Genomic DNA, 11346 nt, shown 5'->3' with positions numbered 1-11346 from the left:
GGATTAGGTGTTCGGTGTGGTAACCTCACTTTTAACCTAATTTCACGGGGGTGGCAAGTTTTTTGCATTTAAATCCCTTTAAATCAAGGATTATTAACTTTTTTAATATAAAAGTTTTGACAATACGACTAAATTTGAAAGGGTGAAGTTATGGAAAAGAATAAAAAAGGATCGGAGAAATTAAGTTATGAGTCCGATGGAAAAATGGGTAAAAACAATAATAAGGTAAAAGGTAACCAAAAAGACCAGGCGGATGATTTCTTTAATACCACACAAAACAGTGAATGAAAAATAAAGCCTACTTACAACCTGCGTAAGTAGGTTTTTAATAGGATTTTTCAACAGATGAAAAGTGCTAATTATAAAATTTCATTTCAAACTTGCTACATAAACAAAAATCGTTATATTATTTTATAAAATTGGACAAGGCCATTATTTGAGCATTGTCCAAAGTAGTAAGAAGAGTAACTTTACAACAGGATTCATCTTAAAGATGATAATTGAGGGAAATATAATGCTTGTCATTGAAAATGATTGGTTAAAGGTAAGTATAGTAATAAATGGAGCAGAAGTACGAGAAGTGAAGCATAAGAAAAATGGGCTAGACTATATGTGGACAGGGGATAACGCTTACTGGGGTCGAGTCTCTCCGGTCTTGTTTCCAATTGTTGGACGGTTAAAAGGGGATCAGTATCAACTGGATGGTCATACCTATAAGATGTCACAACATGGCTTTTTGCGTGACGTTGAATTTGATGTAGAAGAGCAGACAGATACAACTGTCTCATTTGTGTTTGTGTCTGCTGGACGCTTCAAACAAGTTTATCCTTACGAATTCAAAGCAATCATTCGTTATGTACTCAAAAAAGACTCCCTAATAGTTCAGTGGGAAATCGTGAATGAAAACAAGGAAGAAATGTATTTTTCCATTGGTGCTCATCCTGCATTTAAGATTCCGCTTGTAGAAAATGAAACCATTGAGGATTACCGTTTACATTTTACTCCTGCAGCAAATAACAATGTTATGGAATACGAGCTAAAGGATTCTCTGATCCACGAAAGAGGAAATGCAAGTGATATTTCAACGATGCAGCTCACGCCCTCCTTATTTGCCCATGATGCTCTCGTCTACAGCAATATTGATCAAATTACATTGGAGTCTAAAAAATCAGGTCATGGAATCGAAGTATGGTTCGAAAAATTCCCGTTTGTTGGAATTTGGTCGAAATATAATGACACTACTGATACAATCGCGCCGTTTGTTTGCATAGAGCCTTGGTACGGAATTGCAGATACGTATCATACATCTGGGAACATGAAGGAAAAGCTGGGTGTGAATAAGCTTGAAGCAGGAGCAACATTCCTGGCTGAATATAAAATGAAGTTTAAATAACAGTCGAAAGGGGATTGCCTTTTGGTTGCTAAGTATTAAATGATAAAGTTAGGCTTCCATCCAATCTTATTTAAGTGAACGCTCATAGACTACTTTGACTTTAAGTGAAAGGAGGATAGTAATGTACTACATTATTTTGCATCACTACCATCCGTGGTATCAACCCATAGTAGTTCCATTCATTCCTCCACCACCTGTCCCGCCAGCAGCTGTTACCTACCGGGATATGTTGAATGGATTTCGGTAATCGGTAAAAATAGGTCTTTTGAACTACCAAAATTTACATCTATCTTCCAAATGGAATCGATGATATATTTGTCTTGTAAGTTCTTAACTCAACTGACGCGAAACTTTTATTACAGAGAAGTACTCAAGCGGCTGAAGAGGCGCCCCTGCTAAGGGTGTAGGTCGGGTAACCGGCGCGAGGGTTCAAATCCCTTCTTCTCTGCCATTATATTATGGGGATGTCTTGGTATCGACAGGGATTGTTTGAGCTTATATGGCGAGTCGAGGGATTCGGCCTCGTAAAAACGATAAAGCCTATAACTGGCAAACAAAACAACAACTTCGCTTTCGCTGCCTAATAACAGTCGATCGCGGTTCCTCCCTCCATTGTCCATGTGGTAGGGTAAGGGACTCATTCTAAGTGGACTACGCCGGATTCCACCGTCTGAGGATGAAGGAAGAGACGAACCAGACTAGCTGCTTCCATGCCTGTCAGTAGGCTAACGAAGTAAGTGAAATCAATTCTACTGACTACACTCGTAGAAGTATAAGTGCCAAGATCTTTGCACACGGGTTCAACTCCCGTCATTTCCACTAAAACAACAACCTTTTTATACCGCAGTAGGTAAGTGGCAGTCCATTCGGCATTTAACCGATCGGTCGTAGGTTCGAGTCCTACCTGCGGAGTTTAGTCCAACAAAGACACTAGGAAACTGGTCAGGGCGGGAACGCAGCAGCCATAACTAGTGAAATTGTGTGGGCTAGTACATAATCCTAAAAAGCTCAAAACGCTAAATTCCATTTTAATATGGGGTTTAGCGTTTTTTTTTAACAATTTGTTATAAAAAGTTGTGAAACCACTACTCACTACTTACACTAACGCTGCAACAGTATTTTTTGGTTTTTAGAATATAATCTTTAAAAAGGAATGCTCTTTTCGTATCCAATTAAAAGGAAGTAAATGGTATTATTGTATTAGAGATGGCTGCTCTTCTATTATAGGTGTAGAAAGCTTTAATAAAGGAGTTGTATAAAATGAATGAAAATAATGGTACAGAAATAAAACGCTCTTCAAAAGCAGAAAACATTCTATCTCAGATCCATAGTAAAACTAAGCTTGGCGACTTACGAAAAATCGCGAAGGACATAAAAAAAGATCACGAACTAGCTATGGAACTTTGGTCAACCGAAGAGTTTTTGCCCAGACTATTAGCAATCTTAATTATGGACAAAAAAATTCTTTCACAAGATGTGCTAAATAAGCTTGATAAGGATATGCAGACTCACACTTTTGATGAGCGAAATAACTTAATGGAATGGTTAATGGCTAATCAGCTCACCAAAGACAAGAAGAAAATTGCATTGATGGAGTCATGGCAAAATAGTCCATCTGCACTTCAAAGGCGAGCTTTCTGGTATTATCAAGGGCGATTGAGATGGACTGGACAAACACCGCCTGATAACACCGCATACTTGCTATCTGCAATAGAAGCTAATATCACGCAGGAAGAACCAGAAGTTCAATGGGCTATGAATTTCACCACAGGCTGGATAGGCGTTTATGATGAAAAGAATCGTGAACGTTGTATTAAACTTGGTGAAAAAACGGGTCTTTACAAAGATGAAAAAGTATCAAAAGGATGTACTCCTAACTATTTGCCGGAGTTCATTACAATTGAAGTTAACAAACGACATAATAATTAGTTACCTCTGAAAAATTTATTAGGGTTTCATGCAAAATATAAAGGAATTCAAAACCTCTATGTGCAATGCGTATCCCTCAAATAAGAGACATGCTTAGGTTTGTTTAGGACAAAATATATTTATCACATGCGTAAGTGGAAAGTAATGTAGCAGTAGTGAAAGATCGTTTGTTGAAAAAACATAATTTTGAGAAACAGTTTGAATAAAGGTAAAAACTGATGAGGAATTGCTAAATGTTCAACGAAAGAGGGATAGGATGAAACTTTTGGGAAATACAGTACTGATTACTGGCGGGGCAGCAGGAATAGGGTTGGCTTTTGCAGAGAGATTCATAAAAGCAGGCAATAAGGTCATTGTTTGCGGCAGACGTGAAACAAAGCTCCAGGAAGCAAAGGATAAATATCCTGAACTGATCACACGCGTTTGTGATGTCACCAAAGAATCTGATCGGATTGCTTTGTTCAACTGGGTTACAAGCGAGCACCCCGATGTGAACGTGCTTGTTAACAATGCGGGCATTCAGCAGCGTTACCATGTTCTTAAAACGAACGTAATGGAAGATTGGAGCTATTACAGTCAAGAAATAGCCTCCAACATCGAGGCGCCATTCCATTTTTGCCTGCTTTTTGCCCCGTATTTCGCTAAAAAAGACTATGGAGCTATCCTCAATGTATCATCTGGTTTAGCCTTTACTCCAATGGCGATCGCCCCGATTTATTCAGCTACGAAAGCGGCGGTTCATTCATTTACAATGAGTTTACGGCATCAGCTGGAAGATACGGCCATTGAGGTGGTCGAAGTTGCGCCGCCGGCAGTGAATACCGATTTAGGCGGGGTTGGCCTGCATACCTTTGGCACTCCTGTCGATGAATTTGCCGATGCAATATTTAAAGGCCTCGAAGCAGGAAAATCAGAAATTGGTTACGCCCGTTCAGAAAAAGCGATAAGGATGTCCCGAGATGACATTGATGAGACAGTAAAAGGGATGTACACCATTATGAAAGACACAATTCTATAATAACGAAAGGAGCTATCTATATGGGTAGCTCTTTATTTTTAATGAAACTCTGAATACATCTGATTGATAAGAACAACGGTGCATTCACTATTGGTTATTGCCTATATGTTAGATCTATTTTAATTATAATAATATATATCGTAAAAAATAATCGATATATCAATTGCTTTGTATCTCTATATCGCGGAAAGAGGTTTAATCTCCATTGAGGAACAGCCAGATCTTAATTGGCCGTGTAAAGTAATAGAACAAATGAATAAGAAAAGGGGTTACCAATAATCATAATGGTATACTTTTCCTTATTTGTTTTTCTAAACAATTTGAACCGAATGTTATATCTGCTATGATCAACCTTATAATGCAGCTTTTGCTTAAAAAATCGTAAAAAAAACCGAGCGAAAAGAAGGTGAAAATATGAGTGTAATTCTAGCACTGTTAGCAGCTTTATTTGCTTCCTTAACTAGCATTTTAGCTAAAATGGGTATGGGAAATGTAAATTCCAACTTAGCCACAGCGATAAGAACCGTCATTGTATTAATAATGGCTTATATCGTTGTTCTAATTACGGGGCAGCTTCACACACTCTCGCTGATTTCTAATAAAGCACTGACATTTATTTTACTATCAGGAGTTTCGACTGGGTTATCATGGTTGTTTTTCTTTAAAGCACTTGCATTAGGGGACGTTTCCAAAGTTGTTCCTATCGATAAATCAAGTGTGGTATTAACCATCCTATTATCTATTTTAGTCTTAGGTGAGGAAGCTGTCCCCAATATTATTGCAGGGGGAGCCCTTATTGCTATTGGTACTTTTACTTTAATTGGAAAAAATGAAGAGAAGAAACGATTTACTGGTTCACATACTTACATAATCTATGCTATTTTCGGTGCAATATTTGCAGCATTAACAACCATTTTAGCGAAAATAGGGATAGAAGATGTCGATTCTAATGTTGCTACCTTTTTGAGAACAATCGTTATTTTCATATTTGCCTGGGCGATCGTGTTTTTTCAAGGAAAACATAAGGACATGAAACAAATTTCAAAGAAAAGTTATCTCTTTTTAATTTTATCAGGTGTAGCGACAGGATTATCCTGGTTATGTTATTTCGCTGCTCTATCCATTGGTAAAGCGTCTGTGGTTGCTCCAATTGATAAGTTTAGTGTGGTAATAACCATGATCTTGGGTTTTGTTATATTAAAAGAAAAAGCAACAAAGAATACAATAATAGGTGGAATTATCATTACAATAGGAACTGTTTTTCTGATTTTATAAATCTCCATCATGAAAGATTGCAAACTCCTTCGCTTTATGAAGGGTGGAGGCTAATTTTTGCAAAGAGAGTATAAAAAAAAAGTAATGGAGCTCTGACCCCCATTACTTTTTTTATGTTTTACACGTGTTTAATAACTTTTTAATAGCTCTTTATCTAATTCACGAACTTTATCATAGGAAGGTACCAATTTTTCTGGTACCAGCGTTCTTCCAAAATCCCAGGCATTGTTTTCGATTTTCGCAAGAAATTCTGCTTTTTCATCCTCCTTAAAATACTTTAACACCCGTAAATCATGTTTGTTGTTCTTAAGCGCTAAATGATAACCAAGCTGACGATAGAGAATCAGTTTAACACAGTCTTCATCGGTCTCCTTAATTTTGAAGTTAATATTCGCTATGTATCCATTAATTTTTAAGTAGTTAAATTTAAGCATATTCGTAGATATATTAAAACTCATTGGTGCGGGCAGGGTATTGTTAAATTCATAATCAATTGTTATGTTGTGCTCTTGTAATGTATCCTCAATTATTTTCTCAATATCCCTTATATAAAGCATCTTATCGACACGACCTTTCAAAATCTTCTATATTTTATTTTTATGAAATGAAGGTGGAAAGTAAATCCTTCTTTTTTCCTTTGGACTTTAATCCTAGTGCATTTAAGCTGAGTACGAAAAAATTAAAATTAGACTTCGCTATCATATAGCCCTTCCAAACAATATAAAAATGGGGATCCATGATGATAATTTTAAATGGAAGGGGACTACTTTTATTTTAACAAAATAACATTATAGAAAGGGTGGGTAGTAATGAAAAAATTTACGTTTATCATAATTAGTTTCATTTTTATTGTGATAACAGGCTGCAGTACAAATAATTTGATATCAAGCGATCTACTTCCAAATCATTTACTAACATAATTGAAAGGAGAACGCTTCTTTGTTCAACCTCGGATGTGTCTCCTTTTCCTTATTTGCTTTTAAAGGTCATTAAGTAGCTAAAATATAGGAATTATTTGATTAGGAGATTTTTCCTATTTTTATAATATTTTATATTTTCAGAAATGTAAGTGTTTACATTTGGAGAGGCAGCCTTTAATATACTTAATAAAGACACTGGAAAAAGTATCCTCACCATATTTTCTATAAATTTACCAATTATCAGTGTAATTTCTGCAAAAATTTTGACAAACTTTATAAAGACACTGGAAAAAGAAAGTCAGAGGTGTAGGGAATGCGGAGAACAGGCGATTTAAAACTAATGCAAGAATTGAATAGGTCAATCATTTTGGACACGATCCGAAAACATGGACCGATTTCGAGAAGTGACATTGCCAAATTAATTAACATAAGTCCAACCACAGTCACTTCCGCAGTAAACGAACTTATAAATGAAGGGGTTGTGCGGGAAGATGGGATTGGTACTTCCAATGGAGGAAGAAAGCCAGTATTGCTTCGGTTCGATCCCAATACAAAGTACATCATTGGCGTGTCGATTTCAAATTCGTTTATTAAAATTTCAGAGATGAATTTGGAAGGGAACATTTTACGCAAGGAAATCCATTCGACCAATTATCAACAAGGGGAAGAAATCATTAACCTGACCTTAACAATTATCCAACAGTTTCTCCACTCAATGGAAAATCTCGAGGATTGTGAGGGAATCTCTATTATCACACCGGGGATTGTGGATGCAAGAAGGGGAATTATTTCCTACAATACCAAACTAAAACTCTATGATATTCCTTTAAAGAAAATGGTGGAACAACGATTTGGTCTGCCGACTTATTTAGACAATGATACCAATGCCTTTGTTTTGGCAGAAAATTACTTCGGTTCCTTCGGTCAGTATAAAGATTTAGTTTATATCACCATTGGTGATGGCGTAGGATCAGGAATCATGCTGAATGGAAAAATTATCAGAGGATATAAAGGCAGTGCAGGTGAGCTTGGTCATACCAGCATTGTGAAGGGTGGCCAAAAATGTGAATGCGGCAATGAAGGCTGCTTAGAGAATTATGTGAATTGGCCTGCCATTTACTCCAAAATTGTGACAGCCCTGATGAGCCGAGGGAAGGAAACCATGATCAAGGATCTGGTAGGAGAGGATCTGAATCGGATTACGCCAGCAGTATTTGTACAAGCATTAAAAGAGGGAGATCCTTTATGTCTGCAAATTTTGGACGAAATCGTGTCACATCTTGCCTCAGGTATTATTAATACCATTCATCTCCTCAACCCAGAAGTCATCATTCTTAGCGGTGAAATCGTACAGGAAAGTGATTTATTTGTAGACTTGCTCAAAAGCTGTGTAAGTAAGAAGGTGATCCCGATTCTGAAAGAAGAGGTCAATATTCAGCCAACCTCCCTTGGAGCCGAGTTCGAAATGCTCGGGGCCGCAGCGATCATCTTACAAGAAAAATATCAATTTACCATTTAGACGCGGATAGAGGCGCATTTTAGGGGGTGATGGAGAAAAGTAAAAAACTTTCTACATCTGTGATATGTAGTCGCTAAACGACAACATGAAACCGCTGATAATTGTGATAAACTTCTGGTTTTATCATCTTTAATAGTTTCATAAGGACCAAATGATGCGAGGGGGATAAAAAATGAAAAAGTTGAGGTTACTAGTTCACCTATTGTTAATCATTGCCATTGTTGCTATGTCTGCCTGCTCAAACACACAGAGCAGCGGGAAAGAAAAGAAGACGCTTGAAGTAGCTTTATGGGATAAAAATGTCAGTCCTGCGGTAGATAAATCAATCGAAGCATTTAAGAAGCAGCATCCAGATATGAAGGTCAATGTTACCTACACACCTTGGGAGGATTATTGGACCAAGCTGAAAACTAGTATCGGAGGCGGAAAAGGTCCGGATGTTTTCTGGATGAATGGACCGAACTTCTATCAATATACTTCCTCAGGATTTATCAAAGATCTAGAACCTTTTATTAAAAAAGATAGTGAGTATAAAAAGGAAAATTATTTCCCTGCCGTTGTAGATTTATATACGTATGAAGGAAAGCTTTTTGCGGCTCCTTATTTCATCGACTCGGTCGGACTGTATTACAATAAAAAGATTTTCGATGACGCAGGGGTTCCATACCCAGATGAAAACTGGACGTGGGATGATATTGAAAAGGTTGGCTCGAAGCTATCGAATAAAGAAAAGGGTATTTATGGGTATTCTGCAGACATCAAGACAAGCCAATCCGTTTATTACGATCTGATGCACCAAGCTGGTGGATACGTGATCAGCGAGGATAAAAAGAAGTCTGGATTTGATTCTCCACAATCAAAAGAAGCCTTTCATTTTATCAAGAAGTTAATTGACAAGGGAATCTCGCCTTCAGCGAAAACAGTTATGGAGACAGAAGGAAAGCAGTTGTTCCTATCCGGAAAAGTCGCCATGATTCCTGCGATTTCCGTTAGTGCAGGCGAATTCAAAGGTGTACTTGGGGATCAATTAGGAATTGCTCCACTTCCACAAGGCAAACAAAAAGCTTCCATTGTTCATGGAATTGGCTGGGCAATGAATGCCAAAACTCAAAATGATGAAGCGGCTTGGGATTTAATCAAGGCCTTATCTGGTAAAGAAGGGGAAAAAGTGATTGCTGAATCAGGATTCTCGATTCCTGCTGATAAAAGCATTAGTGATCTTTGGCTAAAGTCCATTCCTTCATTAAATCTACAGGTATTCCTTGACGCGCAGGAATACGGAGTTGCCTATCCAATCTCCAAAAGTACGGCGGAGTGGCAGGATGTAGAGATGAAAGAAATTCAAAGCGCCTTTTTAGGACAGAAGCCGATTGATGAGGCTTTGGATACGATTGCGAAAAAGATGAATGACATTCTTGCGAAAGAAAATTCAAAGTAAACTAGATTTTGCAAATTGGTAGTCAAACAGACTGTCTAACAGTTTGTTTGACTATTGAAAGGAGAGATGATGGTGACCAACTTTTCTTCAATTATTGAAAAGAACAAAACCCAAATGGTTGCTGTTAAACAGAAAAAGAAACGGTTGAATAAGGAAGCTATTTACGCACTGTTGTTCATAGCGCCTACTTTTTTAGGACTTCTAATTTTCTATATGCTGCCAGCCGTTGCATCCTTTGGCTTATCCTTTGCAAGCTGGGATGGCATGACAGCACCGGTATTTGTTGGACTTGAAAATATTCGGACATTATTTGTCGACCCAACCTTTCAGCGGTCCATCATTAATACCATCGTCTTTACCGTTGTGTCTGTCCCATTATCTGTCGTGATCGCCACCCTTGTATCCTTGATGCTGAACCAAAAAATCAAGGGTATGGTGATTTACAGAACCTTGTACTTCTTACCGGTTGTTACCATGCCAGTCGCAGTGGGGATGGTGTGGAAATGGCTCTATAACACGGATTACGGTTTAATTAATTATCTTTTAGGCATATTCCATCTTCCTCAGCCCTCATGGCTATTTGACCCAAATATTGCCTTGTTTTCAGTTATTCTTGTCTACGTATGGATGACGATTGGCAATAATGTCATTCTCTTGCTGGCAGGACTTCAGGGAGTTTCCAACAGTTATTATGAAGCAGCCCAGATTGATGGGGCTTCGAAGTTCAGGCAATTCCTAAACATTACCTTGCCTTTGATTACACCTACTCTGTTTTTTGTATTTATCACTTCTATGATTAGTTCCCTGCAGATGTTTGATTTGATCTTTGTGATGATTGGAGACAACAATGCGTTATTGGATCCACTCCGGACCATTGTATTTGGAGTCTATGAATCTGGATTCAAATACTCACAAATGGGAATTGCCTCAGCTCAGGCCTTTCTATTATTCTTAGCCATATTAGCGATTACGATCGTCCAATTCATCTACCAAAAGAAATGGGTACATTATGATTCCTAGTGAGGGGGTGCAAGGAATTGAAAGAAAAGAAGATTTTTAGTCATATTTTACTCATCATTGGTGCAGCGATTATGATCATGCCATTTTTGTGGATGATTTCGACATCCTTGAAATCCTACGGTGAGTCCATGCAGGTACCGCCATCGATGATCCCGAAGGAATGGCATTTTGATAATTTCGTAAAAGTTTTCGAAGAAGTTGATTTCCTAAACTACTATATTAACACCATTATCGTCACCGTTGGCCGGACTCTTGCCCAATTATTTCTTTGTTCCATGGCGGCATTCGCCTTTGCACGGATGAAATTTCCGTTTAAAAATGTCATTTTCATTGTGATTTTGTCTGTTTTGATGGTTCCTCCACAAGTCATTTTAATTCCGAACTACGCGATTATGACAAATTTGGGTTGGATTGATACCTTTTATGCCTTAATTATTCCGGGCATCTTCAGTGCATTTGGAGTCTTCTTGCTGCGGCAGTTCTTTATGGGGATCCCCAAAGAATTGGATGAAGCAGCTATTATCGATGGATGTTCCTGGTGGGGGATTTATTGGAGGGTGCTGCTGCCGAATGCCACACCTGCCCTCATTGCTCTCGGTATTTTCACGGCTCTTGCGTCATGGAATGATTTCCTGTGGCCGTTAATTATGACAAACTCTGAAAGTGTAAGAGTACTGTCGATTGGGATCGCTTCATTCCAAGGCCAGTATTCGACAAATTATCCATTGCTCATGGCAGGCGCCCTGTTATCTACGATTCCGATGATTGTTATGTTTATCTTTTTACAGAAACATCTGATTGCCGGTATTTCGTTAAGCGGTGTCCGTAAGTAGA

General features: G+C 38.0%; 11 protein-coding genes, 2 tRNA genes and 2 other RNA genes. 14 read left to right on the top strand and 1 reads right to left on the bottom strand.

All coding sequences use genetic code 11. The features are described 5' to 3' along the window. The first annotated feature begins 150 nt into the window (after window positions 1–150). From M3610_RS14615 to M3610_RS14575, 10 genes are all read left to right on the top strand, one after another. A complete protein-coding gene (locus M3610_RS14615) occupies window positions 151–288 on the top strand; it encodes a hypothetical protein (RefSeq protein WP_251460066.1) in 138 nt (45 codons plus the stop codon). A gap of 226 nt (window positions 289–514) precedes the next feature. After that, window positions 515–1393 (top strand): aldose 1-epimerase family protein, encoded by an 879-nt coding sequence (locus M3610_RS14610; RefSeq protein ID WP_251460064.1) that lies wholly within the window; start codon window positions 515–517, stop codon window positions 1391–1393. Window positions 1394–1514: 121 nt separating this feature from the next. Further along, on the top strand, window positions 1515–1640 hold the full coding sequence (locus M3610_RS28015) for a hypothetical protein (protein WP_257148533.1): 126 nt from the start codon (window positions 1515–1517) through the stop codon (window positions 1638–1640). A 113-nt stretch (window positions 1641–1753) separates the two neighbouring features. Continuing rightward, window positions 1754–1844 (top strand) — tRNA-Ser (locus tag M3610_RS14605). A gap of 9 nt (window positions 1845–1853) precedes the next feature. Then, window positions 1854–2215, top strand: a transfer-messenger RNA (tmRNA) gene (gene ssrA, locus M3610_RS14600). 18 nt (window positions 2216–2233) lie between these two features. Next, a tRNA-Lys gene (locus M3610_RS14595) sits at window positions 2234–2305 on the top strand. Next, an RNA gene (gene ffs / locus M3610_RS14590) (signal recognition particle sRNA small type) lies at window positions 2304–2389 on the top strand. The genes M3610_RS14595 and ffs overlap by 2 nt, the downstream gene beginning before the upstream one ends. Window positions 2390–2653: 264 nt before the next feature. Continuing rightward, a complete protein-coding gene (locus M3610_RS14585) occupies window positions 2654–3322 on the top strand; it encodes a DNA alkylation repair protein (RefSeq protein WP_251460062.1) in 669 nt (222 codons plus the stop codon). 256 nt (window positions 3323–3578) lie between these two features. Further along, entirely contained in the window at window positions 3579–4340 is a 762-nt protein-coding gene (locus M3610_RS14580) for an SDR family oxidoreductase (protein ID WP_251460060.1), read from the top strand. A gap of 414 nt (window positions 4341–4754) precedes the next feature. Beyond that, on the top strand, window positions 4755–5615 hold the full coding sequence (locus M3610_RS14575; RefSeq protein WP_251460058.1) for an EamA family transporter: 861 nt from the start codon (window positions 4755–4757) through the stop codon (window positions 5613–5615). A gap of 128 nt (window positions 5616–5743) precedes the next feature. On the opposite strand, the gene M3610_RS14570 is transcribed toward M3610_RS14575, so the two are convergent. Then, window positions 5744–6172: a hypothetical protein gene (locus M3610_RS14570; protein WP_251460056.1), complete on the bottom strand. Its 429-nt coding sequence runs from the start codon at window positions 6170–6172 to the stop codon at window positions 5744–5746. 676 nt (window positions 6173–6848) lie between these two features. Here M3610_RS14570 and M3610_RS14565 point away from each other — a divergent pair. The 4 genes from M3610_RS14565 (at window position 6849) to M3610_RS14550 (ending at window position 11345) form a co-directional block, all read left to right on the top strand. Continuing rightward, the gene (locus tag M3610_RS14565) at window positions 6849–8054 is read left to right on the top strand and encodes an ROK family transcriptional regulator (protein ID WP_251460055.1); all 1206 of its coding nucleotides are present in this window, start codon (window positions 6849–6851) and stop codon (window positions 8052–8054) included. A 172-nt stretch (window positions 8055–8226) separates the two neighbouring features. Then, window positions 8227–9492, top strand: a complete 1266-nt coding sequence (locus M3610_RS14560) for an ABC transporter substrate-binding protein (RefSeq protein ID WP_251460053.1) — start codon at window positions 8227–8229, stop codon at window positions 9490–9492. A gap of 72 nt (window positions 9493–9564) precedes the next feature. Then, window positions 9565–10512, top strand: a complete 948-nt coding sequence (locus M3610_RS14555) for a carbohydrate ABC transporter permease (RefSeq protein ID WP_251460051.1) — start codon at window positions 9565–9567, stop codon at window positions 10510–10512. Window positions 10513–10583: 71 nt separating this feature from the next. Next, window positions 10584–11345, top strand: coding sequence for a carbohydrate ABC transporter permease (locus M3610_RS14550; RefSeq protein WP_098574764.1), 762 nt, complete (start codon window positions 10584–10586; stop codon window positions 11343–11345). Window position 11346: the final 1 nt, after the last annotated feature.

It is taken from the genome of Neobacillus sp. MER 74 (genome assembly GCF_023714155.1).
This window is presented reverse-complemented; position numbering and strand designations above follow the sequence as displayed.

What these genes read in the sequence shown, in the direction of transcription:
- M3610_RS14615 (WP_251460066.1), top strand. Translation starts at nt 151, where the DNA reads ATGGAAAAGAATAAAAAAGGATCGGAGAAATTAAGTTATGAGTCCGAT.
- M3610_RS14610 (WP_251460064.1), top strand. Translation starts at nt 515, where the DNA reads ATGCTTGTCATTGAAAATGATTGGTTAAAGGTAAGTATAGTAATAAAT.
- M3610_RS28015 (WP_257148533.1), top strand. Translation starts at nt 1,515, where the DNA reads ATGTACTACATTATTTTGCATCACTACCATCCGTGGTATCAACCCATA.
- M3610_RS14585 (WP_251460062.1), top strand. Translation starts at nt 2,654, where the DNA reads ATGAATGAAAATAATGGTACAGAAATAAAACGCTCTTCAAAAGCAGAA.
- M3610_RS14580 (WP_251460060.1), top strand. Translation starts at nt 3,579, where the DNA reads ATGAAACTTTTGGGAAATACAGTACTGATTACTGGCGGGGCAGCAGGA.
- M3610_RS14575 (WP_251460058.1), top strand. Translation starts at nt 4,755, where the DNA reads ATGAGTGTAATTCTAGCACTGTTAGCAGCTTTATTTGCTTCCTTAACT.
- M3610_RS14570 (WP_251460056.1), bottom strand. Translation starts at nt 6,172, where the DNA reads ATGCTTTATATAAGGGATATTGAGAAAATAATTGAGGATACATTACAA.
- M3610_RS14565 (WP_251460055.1), top strand. Translation starts at nt 6,849, where the DNA reads ATGCGGAGAACAGGCGATTTAAAACTAATGCAAGAATTGAATAGGTCA.
- M3610_RS14560 (WP_251460053.1), top strand. Translation starts at nt 8,227, where the DNA reads ATGAAAAAGTTGAGGTTACTAGTTCACCTATTGTTAATCATTGCCATT.
- M3610_RS14550 (WP_098574764.1), top strand. Translation starts at nt 10,584, where the DNA reads ATGATCATGCCATTTTTGTGGATGATTTCGACATCCTTGAAATCCTAC.